Origin of the sequence: Marivita hallyeonensis (assembly GCF_900129875.1) — a bacterium.
Lineage (GTDB): Bacteria > Pseudomonadota > Alphaproteobacteria > Rhodobacterales > Rhodobacteraceae > Marivita > Marivita hallyeonensis.
The window spans coordinates 108,989-128,548 of record NZ_FQXC01000005.1 but is presented as its reverse complement, the minus strand read 5'-3'; the positions used below and the strand labels follow the sequence as shown (position 1 = coordinate 128,548).

At 59.4% G+C, this 19,560-nt stretch carries 21 protein-coding genes; 9 read left to right on the top strand and 12 right to left on the bottom strand.

Annotation, left to right across the window (positions count from 1 at the left end; genetic code table 11):
• Positions 1 to 176: 176 nt before the first annotated feature.
• Together BUA42_RS16795 and BUA42_RS16790 are read left to right on the top strand one after the other, a co-directional pair.
• The gene (locus BUA42_RS16795) at positions 177 to 914 is read left to right on the top strand and encodes an N-formylglutamate amidohydrolase (protein WP_072779657.1); all 738 of its coding nucleotides are present in this window, start codon (positions 177 to 179) and stop codon (positions 912 to 914) included.
• A gap of 16 nt (positions 915 to 930) precedes the next feature.
• On the top strand, positions 931 to 1,248 hold the full coding sequence (locus tag BUA42_RS16790) for a DUF1244 domain-containing protein (RefSeq protein WP_072779491.1): 318 nt from the start codon (positions 931 to 933) through the stop codon (positions 1,246 to 1,248).
• Between the two features lie 72 nt (positions 1,249 to 1,320).
• Here BUA42_RS16790 and BUA42_RS16785 read toward each other — a convergent pair whose 3' ends face one another.
• From BUA42_RS16785 to BUA42_RS16770, 4 genes are all read right to left on the bottom strand, one after another.
• Complete coding sequence (locus tag BUA42_RS16785) at positions 1,321 to 1,893, bottom strand: cob(I)yrinic acid a,c-diamide adenosyltransferase (protein ID WP_072779490.1); 573 nt, start codon at positions 1,891 to 1,893, stop codon at positions 1,321 to 1,323.
• A 3-nt stretch (positions 1,894 to 1,896) separates the two neighbouring features.
• The gene (locus BUA42_RS16780) at positions 1,897 to 2,097 is read right to left on the bottom strand and encodes a twin transmembrane helix small protein (protein WP_072779489.1); all 201 of its coding nucleotides are present in this window, start codon (positions 2,095 to 2,097) and stop codon (positions 1,897 to 1,899) included.
• Positions 2,098 to 2,167: 70 nt separating this feature from the next.
• Entirely contained in the window at positions 2,168 to 2,995 is an 828-nt protein-coding gene (locus BUA42_RS16775; RefSeq protein WP_072779488.1) for an SDR family NAD(P)-dependent oxidoreductase, read from the bottom strand.
• A 1-nt stretch (position 2,996) separates the two neighbouring features.
• Entirely contained in the window at positions 2,997 to 3,545 is a 549-nt protein-coding gene (locus tag BUA42_RS16770; protein ID WP_072779487.1) for an SH3 domain-containing protein, read from the bottom strand.
• 138 nt (positions 3,546 to 3,683) lie between these two features.
• Here BUA42_RS16770 and BUA42_RS16765 point away from each other — a divergent pair, with 138 nt between their 5' ends.
• From BUA42_RS16765 to BUA42_RS16745, 5 genes are all read left to right on the top strand, one after another.
• Entirely contained in the window at positions 3,684 to 5,993 is a 2,310-nt protein-coding gene (locus BUA42_RS16765) for a DNA topoisomerase IV subunit A (RefSeq protein ID WP_072779486.1), read from the top strand.
• A gap of 4 nt (positions 5,994 to 5,997) precedes the next feature.
• Positions 5,998 to 7,173: a DUF898 family protein gene (locus BUA42_RS16760; RefSeq protein ID WP_072779485.1), complete on the top strand. Its 1,176-nt coding sequence runs from the start codon at positions 5,998 to 6,000 to the stop codon at positions 7,171 to 7,173.
• Complete coding sequence (locus BUA42_RS16755) at positions 7,170 to 8,285, top strand: M48 family metallopeptidase (protein WP_072779484.1); 1,116 nt, start codon at positions 7,170 to 7,172, stop codon at positions 8,283 to 8,285. Before BUA42_RS16760 ends, BUA42_RS16755 begins: the two co-directional genes overlap by 4 nt.
• A gap of 172 nt (positions 8,286 to 8,457) precedes the next feature.
• Complete coding sequence (locus tag BUA42_RS16750; protein WP_072779483.1) at positions 8,458 to 9,216, top strand: electron transfer flavoprotein subunit beta/FixA family protein; 759 nt, start codon at positions 8,458 to 8,460, stop codon at positions 9,214 to 9,216.
• Positions 9,217 to 10,146 carry an electron transfer flavoprotein subunit alpha/FixB family protein gene (locus BUA42_RS16745; RefSeq protein ID WP_072779482.1) on the top strand — a complete coding sequence of 310 codons (930 nt, stop codon included), beginning with the start codon at positions 9,217 to 9,219 and terminating at the stop codon, positions 10,144 to 10,146.
• A gap of 55 nt (positions 10,147 to 10,201) precedes the next feature.
• Here BUA42_RS16745 and BUA42_RS16740 read toward each other — a convergent pair whose 3' ends face one another.
• Positions 10,202 to 11,017, bottom strand: a complete 816-nt coding sequence (locus BUA42_RS16740; protein ID WP_072779481.1) for a DUF6473 family protein — start codon at positions 11,015 to 11,017, stop codon at positions 10,202 to 10,204.
• A gap of 148 nt (positions 11,018 to 11,165) precedes the next feature.
• Between BUA42_RS16740 and BUA42_RS16735 the strand changes: the two genes are divergently transcribed.
• Positions 11,166 to 12,041 carry a 3-hydroxybutyryl-CoA dehydrogenase gene (locus BUA42_RS16735; RefSeq protein WP_072779480.1) on the top strand — a complete coding sequence of 292 codons (876 nt, stop codon included), beginning with the start codon at positions 11,166 to 11,168 and terminating at the stop codon, positions 12,039 to 12,041.
• Here the strand turns inward: BUA42_RS16735 and BUA42_RS16730 are convergent.
• The 7 genes from BUA42_RS16730 to BUA42_RS16700 are packed head-to-tail and all read right to left on the bottom strand — an operon-like array spanning position 12,038 to position 17,479.
• Entirely contained in the window at positions 12,038 to 12,919 is an 882-nt protein-coding gene (locus tag BUA42_RS16730) for a lysophospholipid acyltransferase family protein (protein WP_072779479.1), read from the bottom strand. The genes BUA42_RS16735 and BUA42_RS16730 overlap by 4 nt on opposite strands.
• Before the next feature lie 47 nt (positions 12,920 to 12,966).
• Entirely contained in the window at positions 12,967 to 13,245 is a 279-nt protein-coding gene (locus BUA42_RS16725; RefSeq protein WP_072779478.1) for an HPr family phosphocarrier protein, read from the bottom strand.
• A gap of 26 nt (positions 13,246 to 13,271) precedes the next feature.
• The gene (locus BUA42_RS16720) at positions 13,272 to 13,673 is read right to left on the bottom strand and encodes a PTS sugar transporter subunit IIA (protein ID WP_072779477.1); all 402 of its coding nucleotides are present in this window, start codon (positions 13,671 to 13,673) and stop codon (positions 13,272 to 13,274) included.
• The gene (rapZ, locus tag BUA42_RS16715; RefSeq protein ID WP_072779656.1) at positions 13,670 to 14,584 is read right to left on the bottom strand and encodes an RNase adapter RapZ; all 915 of its coding nucleotides are present in this window, start codon (positions 14,582 to 14,584) and stop codon (positions 13,670 to 13,672) included. The genes BUA42_RS16720 and rapZ overlap by 4 nt, the downstream gene beginning before the upstream one ends.
• 37 nt (positions 14,585 to 14,621) lie before the next feature.
• Positions 14,622 to 15,047, bottom strand: coding sequence for an HPr kinase/phosphorylase (locus BUA42_RS21230; RefSeq protein WP_072779476.1), 426 nt, complete (start codon positions 15,045 to 15,047; stop codon positions 14,622 to 14,624).
• Positions 15,048 to 15,056: 9 nt separating this feature from the next.
• Positions 15,057 to 16,772, bottom strand: a complete 1,716-nt coding sequence (locus BUA42_RS16705; protein ID WP_072779475.1) for a sensor histidine kinase — start codon at positions 16,770 to 16,772, stop codon at positions 15,057 to 15,059.
• Between the two features lie 2 nt (positions 16,773 to 16,774).
• Complete coding sequence (locus BUA42_RS16700) at positions 16,775 to 17,479, bottom strand: response regulator transcription factor (protein WP_072779474.1); 705 nt, start codon at positions 17,477 to 17,479, stop codon at positions 16,775 to 16,777.
• A 344-nt stretch (positions 17,480 to 17,823) separates the two neighbouring features.
• Between BUA42_RS16700 and BUA42_RS16695 the strand changes: the two genes are divergently transcribed.
• The gene (locus BUA42_RS16695) at positions 17,824 to 19,422 is read left to right on the top strand and encodes a phosphoenolpyruvate carboxykinase (protein WP_072779473.1); all 1,599 of its coding nucleotides are present in this window, start codon (positions 17,824 to 17,826) and stop codon (positions 19,420 to 19,422) included.
• Positions 19,423 to 19,560 lie beyond the last annotated feature (138 nt).

The following is a 19,560-nucleotide window of genomic DNA, read 5'->3' as shown; positions in this document are numbered from 1 at the left end:
ATTCAGGCCGCTGGATGTCGTTTCACGCCAACCTAGAGCATTGGCGGTGTCAGTTCACGCGACTTCTCCCGCACAGCGCAATTCTTGTGTTACCGCTAACGGTTTTGCGGCCTTATTGCGCAATTCCCTTTCCGGCGCAACTCAACTATTTGATGCGCTCGGGAGATGACGTGACCATGACATTCGAGCCTTATCACATCCACGGAGAAAGCCGGTCGTCCCGCTGGCTGATCACCTGTGACCATGCCTACAACACCGTCCCACCGGAACTTGGAGGTACGCTTGGCCTGACCGATGCGGACATGTCGCGTCATATCGCATTCGATCCCGGTGCCGCCGGCGTCACACTGGCTTTGGCAGATGCGCTCGGCGCGCCAGCGATTCTTGCGAATTATTCGCGCCTCGTCATCGACCCGAACCGCGGCGAAGATGATCCCACGCTGCTGATGCGGCTCTACGACGGGTCCGTGATACCCGGGAACCGCTTTGTGGACGAGGCCGAGAAAGAACGGCGGCTGAATGCCTATTATCGGCCGTACCACGAGGCGTTGTCTTCACTGGCCGAGAGGCGGGAAGACACCGTGATCGTCGCGATCCACTCCTACACACGGCAACTCAAGTCCCGCCCAAGCCGCCCTTGGCATATCGGCATCCTGCATGCTTATGACAGCCGCCTCTCCGATCCGCTGATTGCGTTGCTTGAGGCAGAGCCGGACCTGGTCGTCGGGCGCAACCAACCCTATCCCGGCCATCTGCCCGGCGATGCCATCGACCGGCACGCCTTGCATCACGGTCGGCAGAACACACTTATCGAACTGCGCAACGATCTGATCGAAACCGAAGCGTCGCAAGCCGCTTGGGGCGAAAGACTTGCCCCTTTGCTTGAAGCTGCGCTGGAGCAGACAAGCGACTGACCCCAAGGAGACCAACATGGACGCACAAACGCAACTGGAGATCGAAGCCGCTGCCTTCCGCCGTCTGAGACAGCACCTGATCGAAGATCGCCCGGACGCGCAGAACATCGACATGATGAACCTTGCGGGGTTCTGCCGGAACTGCCTGAGCCGCTGGTACCAGGAAGCCGCCGCCGAACGCGGGGTCACGCTTGATAAAGAAGAGGCGCGCGAGATTTTTTACGGCATGCCCATGGCGGAATGGAAGGCCAAGCACCAGACCGATGCGTCGCCGGAGCAACAGAAAGCCTTTGAAAAATCGTTCAAGGAAAACGTGACGGACCGCGAAGGCTAAGCCTGCACGGACCTCAATCCGACGCGCGGAGTGGCCGCGGCGCGCAAGCATATTTTTGAAAAGAAGAAGCGCTTACCGGTTCGCGCCCGGAACCCAAAGCACATCCGCCTTGCCATCATCATTGGCAATCCGGGCGGCCACGAAGAACCAATCACTCAGGCGGTTCAGGTATTTGACCGCCGCCGGATTCACACTTTCCATCGTGGCGAGCTCTACTGTGAGCCGCTCGGCGCGCCGCGCAACTGTGCGGCACTGGTGGAGGTAAGCCGACAAAGGTGAGCCGCCGGGCAAGATGAAGCTGCGCAACGGTTCCAGCCGTGCGTTCATCGCGTCGATCTCGGATTCGAGCCGCTCAACCTGAGAGGTCACCATACGCAGCGGCGGGTATTCAGCCTCTGCATCCTTTTCCATATCGGGACGACACAGGTCTGCCCCAAGGTCGAAAAGATCATTCTGAATGAGGGACAACAAGCGGTCCGTTTCCTCGACCGCGTGGAGCCGCGCGAGGCCGACCACGGAGTTCAATTCGTCAGTCGTTCCGTAGGCGGTCACACGCATAGCGTGTTTCGCCACACGCGCGCCGTTGCCAAGCGCGGTCTCTCCGGCGTCCCCGGTCTTGGTGTAGATCTTGTTGAGGACGACCATCTGCTATTCTCCGCGCAGCAGGACGAAAAGAAGGATCAGAACCACCGCCGCGAACTGGGCAATGATCCGCCATCGCATCGCTTTGTTGGCGTATTTCTTGTTGAACTCTCCGCCTTTGGCAAAGCTGCCAATGCCGAACAAAAGCACGGCAACCACCGCCAGACAGGCGATGGCGGCGATGATAAAGAGAGGGTCACTCAACATATGTACGTGTCTTTCTTACAACCGGTGTTTGTTTGACGTAGCCGTAACGTGCCTGAAGGCGAATGAAAAGTCAGGCTTTCGACAAAAGCCAATCTAGCGCACGCGTGGGCAGCAAGCGGCGGGCAACCGCCATCACATGCGTGGGTGTGGTCACGCCATACCGGGCTTTCGGGCGGGGCGCTGTCAGCGCCCTCTCGACCACGTCGGTCACGGCAGACGCCGGCCACTGGACTTTGGAACTGCCGCCCTTGTGGAGTTGATCAAGCAGAGATGCTTCGTATTGGTCGCGGCGGGCCGAAGTTTTCCAATCCACCCATCTCTCGAACTGCTTGACCGCGTTCTTCCGGAACTCCGTTTCAATCGGTCCCGGTTCGATCAGAACGACGCGGATGCCGGTCTCGGCCATTTCCATGCGCAGCACGTCAGCGTAACCCTCCAGGGCAAATTTCGTGGCCACATAGGGACCACGCCACTTCATGCCCACGAGACCAAGAACGGACGAATTGAACAGAATTCGGCCATGGCCCTGCGCCCGCATCGCCGGGATGACATGTCGGTTGAGATCGTGCCATCCAAGAAAATTCGCCTCGAATTGCGCTCGCATCCCGTCGGCCGGGATGTCTTCGATCGGGCCGGGCAAAGCGTAGGCACCGTTGTGAAACACCGCGTCGATCGTTCCACCGGTGCGTGACAACACCTCATCCGCGCAGCGCGCGATACTATCCGGATCCTCGTAGTCGAGCCAGGGCGCGCCGAAACCCTCTGCGCGCAAACGTTCGCAGTCATCTTCCCTGCGGCAGGAGGCGAACACCTGCCAGCCTTTGGTCTGCAAGCGGCGCGCTGTATCGAGGCCGATGCCGGACGAGCAACCGGTGATAAGAATGGTCCGTGCGGTCACGTCAGTTTGCGGCCGTCACCAGCCAGTCAGCCATCCAGCCTTCTTCACCTGTCGCCGTGACGCGCAGGCGCAACCATCCTGTCCCGGCATCATCCAGGATTTCGATCATGTCGTCGCGCAACAGCTTGCCGACGACATCGAAATCTGTCCCCGGTCCGCTACGCATATTCACGCGGTCCGCATCGACAAAGCGAATATCGCGGACCGGCTCTGGTGCCGGTGCGATCGGTTCGATTGCGGCGACTTGATCTGGTTCATCGGCGACTGTGACCGGCTCCGACGCCTCCATCCGTGCGATAGCCAAACCTTCGGTCGCGGCTGGCTGCTCGATTTCAACAGTCCCGCGCGCTTCGACGACGTCGGTCAGGAGAGTAGCGGAGGTGTCGGCGCGGGCCACGACTTCGGCACGCGGTTCAGCTCTGGAAGGAATTGGTTTGGGCTCGGCAAACACGACAAGTGTGTTTTCGCCGGGTTCGAAATCCGCGCCGCCGGAGGCTTCATAAAACCACACGCCCATGAATGCGAACGCGATCACGATATACTTGTTCATTCCTATCCCCCAACCGCCCCTCGCCCGAGCAGCATTTACTTACATTAACGCGATTCTTTGGACGCGCCGACGGGGAAAGGCGAAAATTTTTCCCGCAATTGCTTTACGGCCTTTCAGGGGCCGCGTATCACATCATCTATGGCCGATGATGTCGACGACCCCAAGATGACGCCCAAAGATGTGGCAGAACCGCTACGCCGTGCCATCGGCGAGAGATATCTGACCTATGCGTTGTCGACGATCATGCACCGCGCTTTGCCCGATGCGCGTGACGGGTTGAAACCGGTACATCGTCGTATCCTTTATGCAATGCGCGAGTTGCGTCTGAGTTCCACCGGTGGCTTCCGAAAATCGGCCAAGATCTCCGGTGACGTGATGGGCAACTACCATCCGCATGGCGACGCCGCGATCTACGATGCGATGGCGCGTCTCGCACAGGACTTTAACGTTCGCTACCCGCTCGTGGATGGACAGGGCAATTTCGGCAACATCGACGGCGACAACCCGGCCGCGGCCCGCTACACCGAAGCGCGGCTGACCTCTGTGGCAGAAGCCCTGCTTGATGGCCTGAACGAAAACGCCGTCGATTTTCGCGACAATTACGATGGCACGCTGCAGGAACCGGTCGTCCTGCCCGCACAATTCCCCAATCTTCTGGCCAACGGCTCGTCCGGCATCGCAGTCGGCATGGCCACCAACATTCCACCGCACAACATCGCCGAACTCATCGACGCCTGTCTTCATCTCATCAAGGTACCCGACGCCCGCGACGACACGCTGCTTAACTACGTGCCCGGACCGGACTTCCCGACCGGCGGTGTCATCGTCGAATCGCGAGAAACGATTGCTCAGGCTTACCGAACCGGACGCGGGTCGATGCGCGTGCGGGCGAAGTGGGAGATCGAGGATCTGGGCCGCGGTCAATGGCAGATTGTCGTGACCGAAATCCCCTATCAGGTGCAGAAATCCAAATTGGTCGAACGGCTCGCCGAATTAATCCAGACCAAGAAGGTGCCGATCCTCGCCGACATTCGCGACGAGAGCGCCGACGATATTCGCATGGTGCTGGAGCCGCGCTCCAAGAATGTGGATCCCGACTTGCTCATGGGCATGCTGTTCCGCAATTCCGATCTGGAAGTGCGCTTCAGTCTCAACATGAACGTGCTGATCGACGGGCTGACACCCAAGGTCTGTTCGATGAAGGAGGTGCTGCGCGCCTTCCTAGATTTCCGGCGCGAGGTGCTGATCCGGCGCAGCCAGCACCGGATGGACAAGATCGACCACCGGCTCGAAGTGCTGGAAGGGCTGATCGTCGCCTTCCTGAACCTCGACCGCGTGATCGACATCATCCGCTATGACGAAGACCCCAAAGCGGCCCTGATGCGCGAAGACTGGGGTAAGGACCATCCCCGCGCGCGCGACGAGGCGGATTATGTCTCGCCTCCGGCAAGCGACGGAGAATTCGGCCTGACCGAAGTCCAGACCGAAGCGATCCTGAACATGCGTCTCCGGTCCCTTCGCAAGCTCGAAGAGATGGAGCTTGTGTCCGAACGCGACCGCCTGATGGAGGAGCGCGCCGGGCTGGAGGACCTTCTCGAAAGCGGCGACCTGCAGTGGGAGGCTATCTCGGATCAGCTGAAAGAGGTCAAAAAGACCTTTGGCAAAAGTTACGAAGGTGGTGCGCGCCGGACGCTGATCGAAGAGGCCGACGAAATCGAAGATGTGCCTCTGGAAGCCATGATCGAACGGGAACCGATCACGGTTGTCTGCTCTCAAATGGGCTGGATTCGCGCGATGACCGGCCATATCGACCTCACGCGAGAGTTGAAGTTCAAGGACGGCGACGGCCCGCGATTCATTTTCCACGCCGAAACGACGGATCGCCTGCTGATGTTCGGTTCGAACGGACGGTTCTACACGCTCAGTGCCGCCAACCTGCCGGGCGGGCGTGGCATGGGCGAACCCGTGCGTTTGATGGTCGACCTGCCGAACGAAGCCGCCATAGTGGACTTGTTCATCCACGATCCGGAGCGCAAACTGCTGGTCGCCTCCAGCGCGGGTGACGGGTTCGTCGTGCCTGAAAACGAGGTCGTCGCACAGACGCGCGCGGGCAAACAGGTATTGAACGTCAAGGGCGATACACGCGCCAAGGTGTGCAAACCCGTCGCCGGTGATAGTGTGGCGGTGGTCGGCGAAAACCGAAAAGTGCTGATCTTCGCACTGGACGAACTACCTGAGATGGGACGCGGGAAAGGCGTGCGTCTGCAGAAATACAAGGACGGGGGCCTCTCGGATGCAACCACCTTCACCCTGGCAGAAGGCCTCTCCTGGCGCGACCCAGCAGGACGCACCCGAACAGAGACCGAACTGGCCGAGTGGACCGGAAAGCGGGCCAGCGCCGGACGTATGGCCCCGCGCGGCTTCCCAAGAGACAACACCTTCACCTGATCGTTTGACCACCGAGCTTGCCGGCAGTCGCGGCGCGCTGTTCTGGCTGGCGTTAAAAACGGGTCTGCTGACGGTTCTGACTCTCGGGTTCTATCGTTTCTGGATGAAAACCCGCCTGCGCCGCTGGTACTGGTCTGCCATCCGGCCTGGCGGGCACCCTCTCGAATACGTCGGCGATCCGGTTGAAAAACTGCTTGGCTTCCTTTTCGCGGTAGTCGTGCTGGCGTTCTACATCGGCATCGTCAATCTGATCCTCATGTTCCTGAGCTTCTCGCTGTTTCAGGACAACTTCGCCGCCTACACAGCGAGCTTGGTCGGCGTTATTCCACTCTGGTTCTTCGCTCAATACCGCGCACGGCGATACATTCTTGCGCGCACGCGCTGGCGCGGCCTGCGGTTCGGGCTTGAACCCGGCGCCTGGGGATATGCGGGACGCGCGCTTTGGCACTGGGCGCTGACGATTTTGACCCTCGGTATCCTCTGGCCTCGCATGACGTTCTGGCTCGAAAAGTACAAGACCGACCGCACTTTCTTCGGATCGGCCCGCATGAACCAGGGTGGCCGTTGGCAGATGCTCTACCCGGCGATCATTCCGCTCGTCATCGCCGCTGTGATCGGCGCACTCGGAACCGCAAGTTTCAACTTCGGAGAACCAGAGGTGGCAGCCGGCCTCTGGGTTATTGCCGCAATGATCGCCTTATACGGCTTTGTTCATTATCGGGTTGTCACGCTGCGTCTTTTGACCAATGCGAAAACCGTCAATGGCGTTTCCCTTGCGCTCTCGCCAAGCCCGTTCCGCGTCACAATGATCTATGTGCTCGGCACGCTTCTGGCCGCTGCTGCCGTGTTCCTTCCCTTGGTGATCCTTGGGTTGCTCCTGCTCACGATCCAATCTGCGGATGTGCTGGCTGAGGTGGGTATGGAAGATATCGTGGCACCGATTGCCGGTGCAGGCCGATACATGATCATCGGCGCGAGCGTGGTGATCTACTTCACGATTTTCCTGCTGTGGTCGGCTCTTACCAACGTGTTTGTCACGCTACCGGTCGTGCGGCATTACTTCTCAACCCTGACGCTCTCGCCGCAGGATGGGGTAGCAAATATCCGGCAACGCCCACGGGACGAATTCGCAGAGGCCGAAGGGTTTGCGGATGCGCTGGACGTGGGAGCCTCGCTATGACCACGCTTCGCATCGGCCGTACGCCCGAAACATTCTCGACAAGCGCCACGTATTTCGACGGCACCAGCGCGCATCCCGTGCCCGTATCGGTCACGGTCGATGAAGAGGCGCACGCACTCGTTGCACATGCCGGCGCTGATTTTCGATGGCCGCTGTCCGAAATTCGCGAGGTGCTGGATCAGGCCGGGGGTGACCAGATGGTGATCCAACTGGCAACGGACCCTGTGCAACGTCTCATCCTGCCGGATCGCGCCCTTGAACCTCGTCTGCCAAATCGGACGAAACGTCCGAAGGTCACAAATCGCGGCCCCCTTGTGGGATGGGCGTTCGCCGCAGTGGCCTCAGTGGCGCTGATCATCTTCGTTCTGGTACCCGCAATGGCCAACCAATTGGCCCGTTTCATTCCTCCCGAAGGTGAACGCGCCTTGGGAGAGGTGACCTTCAATCAGATCCGCAGCGCGTTAGATCAGACCGGTCTGAACCCCGTTCCGGTCTGTGAAAACCGGGCCGGTCTGGCAGCGCTTGAGAAAATGGAAACGCGCTTGCAGGATGCCCTGCCCGAAGAACACGGGCTGACAGTGGCCGTTCTGGACCACGACATGATCAATGCCTTTGCGCTACCGGGCAATTACGTCGTGTTTTTCCGCGGCCTCATCGACAACGCGCAAACGCCAGAGGAAGTGGCGGCAGTCTTTGCCCACGAAATCGGCCATGTCGTCAGCCGCGACCCCACGCGCCATGCCTTGCGCTCCGCAGGATCGCTCGGTGTCCTTGGTTTGCTGTTCGGCGATTTCGCGGGGGGTGCAGCAGTGCTTCTCCTGGCCGAGCGGCTGATCGAAGCTAATTACAGCCAGGACGCCGAAGCACAGGCAGACGTCTTTGCCCATCAGGTTTTGCGGGATGCGCAGATTGCGCCATCGGCGCTTGCCACCATGTTCGAACGCTTCCGCGAATTGGGTGGCGATGCCAACCCCTTTGTCGCCCACTTCCTCAGCCACCCGGCCTTGGGGGACCGGATACAGGCAGCCGTGGATGCAACGCCCAACGGATTTCAATCCGTCCCAGTACTCACCGCGGCGGAATGGCGCGCGCTGCAGTCGATTTGCGACTGACGACGTTCGGCACGCAACGTAACAATCCGGAGTTCCTGAAAAACGCGACGTCCGATGGCGCTAACGTGACGATTTTGCCCTGTTTCCCCTGCCCAGTGTTGGGTATCCCTTGCCCGGAACGGAATGCCAGAATCGCAGAGTTTGCTGCGATACCAACGAGAGGAACGCGATTATGAAGGTCTTGGTGCCTGTCAAACGCGTGATCGACTACAACGTCAAAGTCCGCGTCAAAGCGGACGGCTCCGGTGTCGATCTCGCCAACGTGAAAATGTCGATGAACCCCTTCGATGAGATTGCTGTCGAAGAGGCCATCCGTCTCAAGGAAGCGGGTAAGGCGGATGAGATCATCGCAGTCAGCATTGGCGTGAAACAAAGCCAGGAAACGCTGCGCACCGCATTGGCGATGGGCGCAGACCGGGCGATCCTCGTTGTGGCCGCCGACGATGTGCACACTGACATCGAACCGCTGGCCGTGGCGAAAATTCTCGCCGCGATCATCAAGGAAGAAGAGCCTGGCCTCGTGCTCTGCGGCAAGCAGGCGATCGACAATGACCTTGGTGCGACGGGGCAAATGCTGTCCGCGCTTCTGGGCTGGTCGCAGGCGATGTATGCCAACAAGGTCGATATCGACGGGGACCACGCCGTGGTGACCCGTGAGGTTGACGGCGGTTTGCAGACCGTGAAGGTCAAGATGCCGACCATCATCTCCACCGACCTCCGCCTGAACGAACCGCGCTACGCATCGTTGCCGAACATCATGAAGGCCAAGAAGAAGCCGCTGGATGAAAAGACGGCTGCCGACTACGGCGTTGACGTAACGCCGCGGCTCGAGATCGTGAAGACGTCCGAGCCGGAAGAACGGGCCGCAGGTATCAAGGTCGGCTCTGTCGACGAATTGGTTGAGAAACTCAAAGAAGCGGGGGCTGTGTAAATGGCTGTACTTCTGATTGCCGAGATTTCCGATGGCGCGCTTGCAATGGACGCAACCGCCAAGACTGTGACAGCGGCGAAGTCGTTGGGTGACGTAACCGTTCTGGCCGCAGGTGCATCCGCCAAGGCGGCCGCCGACGAGGCTGCCACGATTGACGGCGTCTCCAAGGTGCTCGTCGCGGAAGATGACCTCTACGGTCACCGTCTCGCCGAACCGGTCGCAGCGCTGATCGCCTCGCTCGCGGGCGACTATTCGCACATCGTCGCCCCAGCGACGACGGACGCCAAAAACATCCTGCCGCGCGTTGCCGCGCTTCTCGATGTGATGGTTCTGACTGACGTAACCGCCGTCGTCGACGCCGACACGTTCGAACGTCCGATCTACGCGGGTAACGCGATCCAGACGGTGAAATCCTCTGACCCGACCAAGGTGATCTCCTTCCGGACTTCGACCTTCGATGCCGCGCCGACAGGCGGCTCTGCTGCCGTCGAAGCCATCGCAGCCGGCGACAACCCCGGCCTCAGCGAATGGGTCGAGGACAAGGTCGCCGAAAGCGATCGCCCCGAACTCACATCAGCAGGCATCGTTGTGTCCGGTGGCCGCGGCGTCGGATCGGAAGACGATTTCGCGATGATCGAAAAGCTCGCCGACACCCTTGGCGCAGCGGTCGGCGCGTCCCGTGCGGCGGTCGACTCGGGTTTCGCACCGAACGACTGGCAGGTCGGACAGACGGGCAAAGTCGTTGCCCCGGATCTCTATATCGCTGTCGGCATTTCGGGCGCGATCCAGCACCTTGCCGGTATGAAGGACAGCAAGATCATCGTCGCGATCAACAAAGACGAAGAGGCCCCGATCTTCCAGGTGGCCGACTACGGGCTTGTTGCCGACTTGTTCGAGGCCGTACCGGAATTGACGGAAAAGCTTGGCTAACAACCTTCCTCAAGACCTGTTTGAACGGCGCGCTTGTAACAAGTGCGCCGTTTTTTCATGCGAGCATAGGCGCGACGATATCTGACAGGGCTGTTGCCGCCTGTCGGTGGGCCACTGGACCAGGCAATTCAGCCGCCCGCACTTCCTCCACCTTCGGGATGTGCATCTCCGTGCGACCGGCCTGCCAGTTCTCCGGCACGATTTCGACCAACCGCGCCACCAATGGACTGAGCGGAGCGATCACCGCTTCCGACACGACGCAGTCTGCCAGGTACTCACCCGATGTCTCCGTCAAGGATGTCGGCGCGAACCAGAACAGGACGACTTTTCCGTTCATCTGGCTGATGAGATACCGCATCCGGGCCTGCCATGCCTGCCGGATTTCTTGAGCGATGTCCGCGAACCGATCTGGACAGATGCCATTCAGCCGTTCCAGCAAATGCCGTGTGAAATGCACCTCGGTGAAGTCCATTTCCGGGTAAAGCGCTTTCAATGCGCCCGACGCCCTTAAAAACCGATCGTTTCGACGGGGATGCACGGCATAGTAGCGGTTGGACGTGTTATGCGCGCCGGTCAGTTGGACAAGTGTGACAGCGGCAGAGGCCGCCGTGGTCATGCAACCGGGATCGTTCACAAACGCGTCCAGCCCCGCATGTTCGACACCAAGGTTCACCACCGTGCGATTGATACGGTCACCCAACTCCGCCGTGAAAGGCGCCGCAAGATACCGGCCATAAACCTCAGACCCGCCAAGGCAGGCCACATACGGAGTTCGCAACGATTGTCGCGGTCCCCGAAACCAAAGCCGCGATCCGTTGTATCGGCACGGCGCATAATCAACGCCACGATCCGGCGCCAAAGAAACCGTCATGGTTTCACCCCTCGAATAATCCCGTTGATCAAGATGCTCCGATTCGGTTCTCAAACGGCTAAAGCTAAATTTCGACGCAACCGGCCGATCCGCCTTGCAGCCCCCTGACCCACACGCCATTGTTGCGCGAAACGGACGGAGCTTTCTGATGGCGGTCAATTCAATCGGTGTTATCGGTGCCGGACAGATGGGCAATGGCATCGCGCATGTGATGGCCTTGGCAGGCTATGACGTTGTTCTGAATGACATCAATGAAGACGCGCTGAAGAAGGCCATGGAGCTGATTCAGGGCAACATGGACCGCCAGGTCAGCCGCGAGAAGATCTCGGCAGCCGACCGGGACCAGGCCATGGCCCGCATCGTCGCCACGCAGGATTTGCCCCAGGTCGCGCAAACCGATCTGGTCATCGAAGCCGCCACCGAAGACGAGTCGATCAAGCAGAAAATCTTCGACGGGCTTCTACCCCACCTTGGTGCGGAGACGATCCTTACGTCGAACACATCGTCGATCTCGATCACACGACTGGCCAGCCGGACGGATCGCCCCGAAAAATTCATGGGCTTTCATTTCATGAACCCCGTCCCGGTGATGCAACTGGTAGAGCTGATCCGTGGCATCGCGACCGACAAGGACACCTATGAGACCTGCCTTGGCGTCGTGCAAAAGCTCGGTAAAACGGCCGCGTCCGCCGAAGACTTTCCCGCCTTCATCGTGAACCGCATCCTGATGCCGATGATCAACGAGGCAGTCTACACGCTTTACGAAGGCGTCGGAAATGTGAACTCCATCGATCAGTCGATGAAGCTTGGTGCGAACCACCCCATGGGCCCGCTGGAGCTTGCCGATTTCATTGGTCTGGACACCTGCCTCGCGATCATGAACGTGCTGCACGATGGGCTGGCCGACACAAAGTACCGCCCCTGCCCGCTTTTGACCAAATATGTCGAAGCCGGTTGGCTGGGTCGAAAGACGCAGCGTGGGTTCTATGACTATCGTGGGGAAACGCCCGTTCCGACGCGCTAGGCCGTGTCGCCCAATCCCATCGTGATCTCGCGCAGCGCTGCTACGAAGTCGCGGCCACGGCCGCTAAAGCTTTCGATCATGTCTGGGCTGATCGGCTCTCCGACGACCGGCTTTTGCGGTTTGCCGCAAGCGTGGATGACTTCGTGGATCAGCAGCCCCTGACGCACGGTCGGCGAGATGCGATTGGCGATCTGATACGCGCGGGAATTCTGACCCGGAAAGAAAAGCGGCACCACTGTCGCTTTGGATCTTTGGATCAGATTGGCAGTGAACGGGTTCCACGTCCGCTCGATCGCGGGACCGAACATTGTGTCGCTTGAGGCAACGACACCCGAAGGGAACAGCGCGATCACGCCACCCTGCTTCAGATGGGCCATCGCCCGACTGCGCATCTCAAGGCTTTGTTCGCGGGCGTCCTCTTCGTGGGGGAACGGCACCGGGATCATGAACTCTTCGACTTCGGTCACACCGGTCAACAGAGATCTCGTAAGGATCTTGTAGTCGGTTCGTACCTTGCCAATCAGTTCGGCAAGGATCATGCCGTCCACCAATCCATGCGGATGATTGGCCACGACGATCACCGGTCCTTCTTTGGGAATGCGCGCAATCTGTTCCGGCGGGGTTTCCAGGGCGATCTTCATCAAATCAAGCGCCTGCCCCCAGAACGCCTGTCCCTCGGCTGGTCCCATCCGCTCGAACCGGCGCACCAACCGCAGCAGAGGGATCTTGCCCGTCATCCATTCGAGCGTCCGAATGGTGTTGGCTTTCCAGGGGTTGGTGAACGTATTGGCGTAGCTGAGCTTGCGCTTGTCATACGGCACCTCGGCAGGCGCCAAAGGTTGCGCGTCCGCAGATGTATGCTGGTAGCTGTCAACCATAGGCCAGTGTTACGTCCTGTTTCCGGTTGCCTGCGCTCACCCGATGGTCAGCATCCCTCGCCGAAACGATCGGCCACCAGCGTCTCGATCGCGGCGGCTAGCGGTTCTGCGTCTGGGCCCGAGGTGTGCACCTCAATAGAGCTTCCTTTGGAGGCTGCCAACATCAAAAGCCCCATGATGCTGTCGCCGGACGCGCTCATCCCGTCTTTCTGGACCTCGGCCGTTGCATCGAACCCTTCTACCACTTCAACCAGTTTGGCGGAAGCGCGAGCGTGCAACCCCTTCTCATTGATGATTTTCAATACGCGCTTTGCAGTCGCCGACATACGGACGGGCCTCCCACTCCCTGTGATCAGGCGCTCTGATCCAAGGATATGTTCTGGCTGTCAATGTATTTCCGACCTGCGTCCAATGCCGCGCGCACCGCTTCCGGCACGGTTTTGTTGCGGCTTTTCGCCAGTTTGATCAGCATAGGCAGATTTGCGCCGTAGACGATCCGGCGATTTTCCGGTTGGCAGGCCCGCAGGCTAAGGTTCGATGGCGAGCCCCCGAACATGTCCGTGACGATGACGACGCCGTCTCCGGTGTCCACGGCATCCGCGACCGAACAGATTTCAAGCTGCTTTGCCTCGCGGTTGTGATCGGCGGCAATTGAAACTGCGGCCATTCCGGGTTGGTGACCGACAACGTGTTCGACGGCGGACAGGTACTCCTGCGCCAAACCCCCATGGGCCACGATCACGATCCCAATCACCGAGTTGCCTTTCCAGCTTGCGGCATGGTCACACCGCCGGTCGCCACCCCTTCCCGGCGCGACAGTTCCTTGTGATGAGTTGACACCCGCCAGCCCTGCTCTGCAAGGGTCTGTGCCACATCTTCCGTCACGGCAACTGATCGGTGTTGCCCTCCGGTACACCCGAAACCGACAGACACATGCGTTTTGCCTTCAGTTTCAAATTCTGGAAGCAGAAATGCCAACATTCGAGTGATTTGGTTCAAAAATGGCGCGAGTCGAGTGTCTTGCATCACAAAATCGCGCACTTCGGCGTCAAGGCCGGTTTTGGACCGCAAGTCTGACTCCCAATGCGGGTTCGACAGGAAACGGCAGTCGAAAACCATGTCGACACCGTGCGGTATGCCCCGTTTGTACGAAAAAGACTGCAACGATACCGCCATACGCTGGTCTGAACTGTCGACAAACCAACGGTGAAGCTCGGACTTGAGGTCGTGCGGGCTTAGCTTTGATGTATCAATGACGATGTCGGCGCGGGCCTGAACCGGCCCCAGAAGTGCGATTTCCTGTGCAATGCCAAGCTCCGGCGTCTCCTCCGGCGACAGGGGGTGGCGGCGACGCGTCTCGGAGAACCGGCGCACGAGGATGTCGGGACGGCAATCAAGATACAGCAACGTGACCGCGCCATCCTCCTGTTTCAGCAAATCAGTGTGAAGGCGCAGCAACCGCTTCATCGAAAAATCGCGATTCCGCACATCGATGCCGATGGCCAGACGCCGATCCTGCGGGGCATCATCGAAAAGATGCGGCACGATCCGCAACGGAATGTTGTCGATGGCTTCAAAGCCTACGTCTTCCAGCACGTTGATCGCAGTGGATCGCCCTGCGCCCGAAGGCCCCGTGACCAGAACAATTCGACTGCGAACCGACATGGCAGCGCCATTCCCCATTATGTGTCCCGAGTCCCGCCTAAAGGGCCTCGGACTTTAGATATTGTATAAGGGCGGCAGGAAAATGCTGCGACGCAACATTGTGAAGCAGCGGGAGCTTGACGTTAAGGTATTCGATGCTCCGCTCGGGCGGCATGCGTGTCTGCTCCGTCTGATCCATGTCGACCACCACGGCTAGGCGCGCCCGGTCGACGGACCGCGCATGAAGAATGCCCAGCCCTCGCGCCTCAATTCTGCCCCGCAACGGGTCCGGACAAGAGACCCAAAGACTGTCGCTCTCTCGTGTCACGATGACCCGATCATCGGCCACCAGATCAGCACCGCGCGCCATCATCTCAAGGGCAAGTGAGGATTTCCCAGACCCGGATGCACCGATGAACATCGCCGCTTGCCCTGCCACTGCAACGGCGGTGGCGTGGATCGTGAGCGGGTCCGTTCGGGTCATGGGAAATGGCTAGAGCGGCAAGCCGACCACAAATCGCGCGCCGAGAGGTTCGGATGTGGCATCAGCTTCGGTCGGGCGAATGTTTTCGGCCCAGATCACCCCGCCATGCGCCTCGACGATTTGCTTGGAGATGGCGAGGCCAAGCCCGGAATTGTTGCCGAAGTCGTTTTCCGGCCGCTGGGAATAGAAGCGTTTGAAGATCTTCGTCAGTGCCTCATCCGGGATACCGGGACCCGTATCTTCAACCACGATCAGAACACGGTTTTCGCGCCTGCGAGCCCAAAGGCGGATCGCATCACCGTCTTCACAAAAGCTGATCGCATTGGTGATCAGGTTGACAAAAACCTGCGCCAGACGTGCCTCAAGCCCGTGCACCATGATTGCGCGCGGCGGCAAGTCAGAGATGAATTCGATCCCCTGCCGCTTGGCATCTTCGCCGAGGAACTGCGCAAGATTTGCGAGCATGTCCAGAAGGTTGAACTCTGCCTCTTCCTCTTTCACCAGTTCGCTATCGAGGCGGGAAGCGTTCGAGATGTCGCTGACCAGCCGGTCCAACCGGCGCACGTCGTGGTCAATCACGTCAAGAAGGCGGTTCACCTGGTCCGGCCGCTTGGCAAGCCGCAAAGTCCCAACGGCAGAGCGCAAGGAGGCCAGCGGGTTCTTGATTTCGTGGGCCACGTCCGCCGCGAACTGTTCATTTGCATCGATCCGGTCGTAAAGCGCCGCAACCATGCCGCGCAACGCGCCGGACAGACGACCGATCTCATCCGGGCGAGCCGTAAGGTCCGGGATGCGGATCCGCCCGGAAGCGACGTTCCGGCGGTTCCGTTCGCGACCCACTTCGGCCGCGTCAGCGAGGTTCGAAATCGGGTTAGTGATTGTCGAGGCTAGCACAAGGCTAAGACCGATCGATACGAGCGTCGCGATCACGAACATCTGCAGGACGTTCTCGCGTTCCAGCCGCACCGCGGCATCGATTTCCGGCGCAAAACTGACAAGCGCAATCGTCCCTGCGACGCCGCTGTCGACCTCGATCGGGCTCAAGGCGGTAAAGATGGTCTCACCGCTGGGACCTTCGCTCCGGTCCACCCGCGTCACGGATGGGTCTGTTTCCTCGATTTGCCGGCGTAGACCGTCCTCCAGTGTCAGATCTTCGCCTCCAACTTCGGGGCGGAAGATGGAGGAGACGCCGGTCCAGACGGTCAACAGGAAATCAGAAATGACGGTGGGGCGCTCTGCACCGCCCAGATCGGCAAATCCCGCCGTGCCGCCATCGATATCGCCCACAAGGAACCGGGCGGAATCGAACACGAAAACACGCAGCCCAGGGCGCACCTCGATTTCATTCAGGGTTCTGGCCACATCGACGCCCTGACCGGTCCCAAGGTTGACGGTATTGATCCCGGATGCCTCTGCCTCGAACACGTCCGCGATCAGTTCCGCTTCGACGCGGACAGCATTCGCCTTCTGCTCAGCCAGCGTGTCGCGCGACGAATTCAAAAAGAGAATGCCCGCAACCAGAAAGTTGAGGGCGACAAGGTTGAACGTGATGATCTTGCGTGTCAGCGGTGACCGATTGAGCGAAAATAGCCCCCGCCTTTCGCGACTGTCGCGAACTTCGGACTCAACGGTTTTGTCGGGGGCGACCCAGTCGTCCCCGAGCACCACATCTGCATCTTTGCGCCCGCCGGAGTTTCCGGTGTTGGCGCCTTCAACCAAAGCCATGGTCACTCTTCGTTGTAACGGTACCCGATCCCGTAGAGCGTTTCGATAGCCGAGAATTCATTATCGACCGTGCGCATCTTCTTGCGCAAGCGCTTGATATGACTATCGATCGTGCGATCATCGACATAGACCTGATCGTCGTAGGCGACATCCATCAGCTGATCCCGCGACTTCACGAAACCGGGGCGTTGGGCAAGCGCCTGCAGCAAAAGGAATTCGGTGACGGTCAGCGACACATCCTGGCCTTTCCAGGACACCGAATGGCGCAACGGATCCATCGTCAGATCACCGCGCACCATGAGCTTGGCCTCTTCGACCTCTCCGCCTGCGGCGTCACCTGCAACGGCATCCTGCCGACGCAGAAGCGCACGAATACGCTCCACCAGAAGGCGCTGGGAAAACGGCTTTTTGACGTAGTCATCTGCCCCCATGCGCAGTCCGAGAACCTCGTCGATTTCGTCATCTTTGGAGGTGAGGAAAATGACTGGCATTTTCGACTTTTGGCGCACCCGCTGTAGCAGGTCCATGCCATCCATCCTTGGCATCTTGATGTCAAAGACGGCCATATCCGGCATCTTCTTGTTGAAGGCATCCAGCGCGGCCTGCCCATCATTATATGTTTCGACCTCGAACCCCTCTGCCTCAAGGGTGATCGCAACGGATGTCAGGATATTCCTGTCATCGTCCACAAGGGCGATTTTCGACATGGATTGTGTTCCTTGTTCTGCTCTCATTTATCTTTTTTCCGCCATTATGCGTCTTTTTTCCCTTTGCGCCAATCCAATTTTGCGAATCACTTTGGTCTCACCGCCCTATTCAGACCGAAAAGTCCTTACGAATGGCTAATTTGCATCACCTTGTCCGGCGGGACATCGCCATGGTTGCGCTAAACCCGATTTGGTTGCGCTAACTGCGCGTTTGCGTCCTGTTCAGCTTTGGAATGTGCGTGTTAAGACCCGAGCACCTTCGACGCGATGTTGACGGGTGGGCGCTTTGTTTTGCGGCCCAATCTACCACCGCCGCACTGGGCGCGGCTACAGGAGCTTGGCAAATGACATTTGGACGGGTGAACCCGGAATTCCGACTTGAAGATCAGCAGATCAACGGGCTCGGCAATGTCTATTACAACCTCACAGAGCCGGCGCTGATCGAGGCCGCACTGAAACGCGGCGAAGGCACATTGGGCAACGGCGGAGCCTTCCTTGTCACCACCGGCAAGTTCACCGGCCGCTCTCCCAAGGACAAGCACGTCGTCAAGACGGACAGCGTTGCCGATACGATCTGGTGGGAAAACAACGCCGAAATGTCACCCGAAGGGTTCGACGCGCTGTACGCCGACATGCTCGATCACATGAAGGGTCGCGAATACTTCGTTCAGGATCTGACCGGCGGGGCAGACCCGAAGCATTCCATCGACGTGCGCTTCGTTCAGGAGCTCGCGTGGCACAACCTGTTCATCCGCCACATGATGCGCCGTCCCGATCGCGAGGACCTCGACACCTTCCAGGCCGACTTCACGGTCATCAACTGCCCGTCCTTCCAGGCAGACCCGAAGCGGCACGACTGCCGGTCCGAAACCGTGATCGCAATGAACTTCGACAGGAAGCTGATCCTGATTGGTGGCACGGAATACGCGGGTGAAAACAAGAAATCGATCTTCTCGCTGCTGAATTACCTGTTGCCGGACAAGGGCATCATGCCGATGCATTGCTCGGCCAACCACGCCGTCGGCAACCCGGTCGATACCGCCATCTTCTTTGGTCTGTCGGGTACCGGCAAAACGACACTGTCCGCCGATCCGAACCGCGTGTTGATCGGCGACGACGAACACGGCTGGTCCGACCGTGGCACCTTCAACTTCGAAGGCGGCTGCTACGCCAAGACGATCAACCTGAGCGCCGAGGCAGAGCCGGAGATTTACGCCACGACGACCAAGTTCGGCACGGTGATCGAAAACATGGTCTTTGATCCGGAAACGTTCGAGCTCGACTTTCAGGATGACAGCCTCACTGCCAACATGCGCTGTGCTTACCCGCTCGATTACATTTCGAACGCGTCTTCCACTGCGCTGGGTGGGCACCCAAAAAACATCATCATGCTGACCTGTGACGCATTTGGTGTTCTTCCTCCGATTTCGCGCCTGACACCGGCGCAAGCGATGTATCACTTCCTGTCGGGCTTTACCTCCAAGGTGGCCGGGACAGAGCGTGGTGTCACCGAACCTGAACCCACATTCTCGACCTGCTTTGGCGCGCCTTTCATGCCGCGCCGCCCTGAAGTCTACGGCAACCTGCTTCGAGAAAAAATCGCCTCGCATGGCGCAACTTGCTGGCTGGTGAATACCGGCTGGACAGGTGGCGCCTATGGCCAAGGGCAGAGAATGCCGATCAAGGCCACGCGCGCCCTGCTGACCGCCGCACTCGATGGTAGCCTGGCCGAGGCCGAGTTCCGCAAGGACCCGAATTTCGGCTTCGAAGTTCCGGTGCGCGTCGAAGGCGTGACGGATATGCTGCTCGATCCGCGCCGCACGTGGAACGACAAGGACGCCTACGATGCTCAGGCGCAAAAGCTGGTGCAGATGTTCGCGGACAATTTCGCGCAGTACGTGCCGTTTATCGATGACGACGTGAAGGCCGCTGCCATCGGCTGAACTGCTGCGTCAGCACGTCCAATATACTTTGAAACCGGGTGCGCCATATGTGCTGTACCCGGTTTTTTTGTGTGCAGCGCCGCCCCTAACGCCGCGACGCAGCATTTCAAGGCGCAATTTTTGAACAAATCCGGCGCC

What these genes read in the sequence shown, in the direction of transcription:
- BUA42_RS16785 (WP_072779490.1), bottom strand. Translation starts at nt 1,893, where the DNA reads ATGGTCGTCCTCAACAAGATCTACACCAAGACCGGGGACGCCGGAGAG.
- BUA42_RS16790 (WP_072779491.1), top strand. Translation starts at nt 931, where the DNA reads ATGGACGCACAAACGCAACTGGAGATCGAAGCCGCTGCCTTCCGCCGT.
- BUA42_RS16725 (WP_072779478.1), bottom strand. Translation starts at nt 13,245, where the DNA reads ATGTCGGCGACTGCAAAGCGCGTATTGAAAATCATCAATGAGAAGGGG.
- BUA42_RS16750 (WP_072779483.1), top strand. Translation starts at nt 8,458, where the DNA reads ATGAAGGTCTTGGTGCCTGTCAAACGCGTGATCGACTACAACGTCAAA.
- BUA42_RS16695 (WP_072779473.1), top strand. Translation starts at nt 17,824, where the DNA reads ATGACATTTGGACGGGTGAACCCGGAATTCCGACTTGAAGATCAGCAG.
- BUA42_RS16795 (WP_072779657.1), top strand. Translation starts at nt 177, where the DNA reads ATGACATTCGAGCCTTATCACATCCACGGAGAAAGCCGGTCGTCCCGC.
- BUA42_RS16735 (WP_072779480.1), top strand. Translation starts at nt 11,166, where the DNA reads ATGGCGGTCAATTCAATCGGTGTTATCGGTGCCGGACAGATGGGCAAT.
- BUA42_RS16755 (WP_072779484.1), top strand. Translation starts at nt 7,170, where the DNA reads ATGACCACGCTTCGCATCGGCCGTACGCCCGAAACATTCTCGACAAGC.
- BUA42_RS16745 (WP_072779482.1), top strand. Translation starts at nt 9,217, where the DNA reads ATGGCTGTACTTCTGATTGCCGAGATTTCCGATGGCGCGCTTGCAATG.
- BUA42_RS16700 (WP_072779474.1), bottom strand. Translation starts at nt 17,479, where the DNA reads ATGTCGAAAATCGCCCTTGTGGACGATGACAGGAATATCCTGACATCC.
- BUA42_RS16730 (WP_072779479.1), bottom strand. Translation starts at nt 12,919, where the DNA reads ATGGTTGACAGCTACCAGCATACATCTGCGGACGCGCAACCTTTGGCG.
- BUA42_RS21230 (WP_072779476.1), bottom strand. Translation starts at nt 15,047, where the DNA reads ATGACCCGAACGGACCCGCTCACGATCCACGCCACCGCCGTTGCAGTG.
- BUA42_RS16765 (WP_072779486.1), top strand. Translation starts at nt 3,684, where the DNA reads ATGGCCGATGATGTCGACGACCCCAAGATGACGCCCAAAGATGTGGCA.
- rapZ (WP_072779656.1), bottom strand. Translation starts at nt 14,584, where the DNA reads ATGTCGGTTCGCAGTCGAATTGTTCTGGTCACGGGGCCTTCGGGCGCA.
- BUA42_RS16780 (WP_072779489.1), bottom strand. Translation starts at nt 2,097, where the DNA reads ATGTTGAGTGACCCTCTCTTTATCATCGCCGCCATCGCCTGTCTGGCG.
- BUA42_RS16705 (WP_072779475.1), bottom strand. Translation starts at nt 16,772, where the DNA reads ATGGCTTTGGTTGAAGGCGCCAACACCGGAAACTCCGGCGGGCGCAAA.
- BUA42_RS16770 (WP_072779487.1), bottom strand. Translation starts at nt 3,545, where the DNA reads ATGAACAAGTATATCGTGATCGCGTTCGCATTCATGGGCGTGTGGTTT.
- BUA42_RS16740 (WP_072779481.1), bottom strand. Translation starts at nt 11,017, where the DNA reads ATGACGGTTTCTTTGGCGCCGGATCGTGGCGTTGATTATGCGCCGTGC.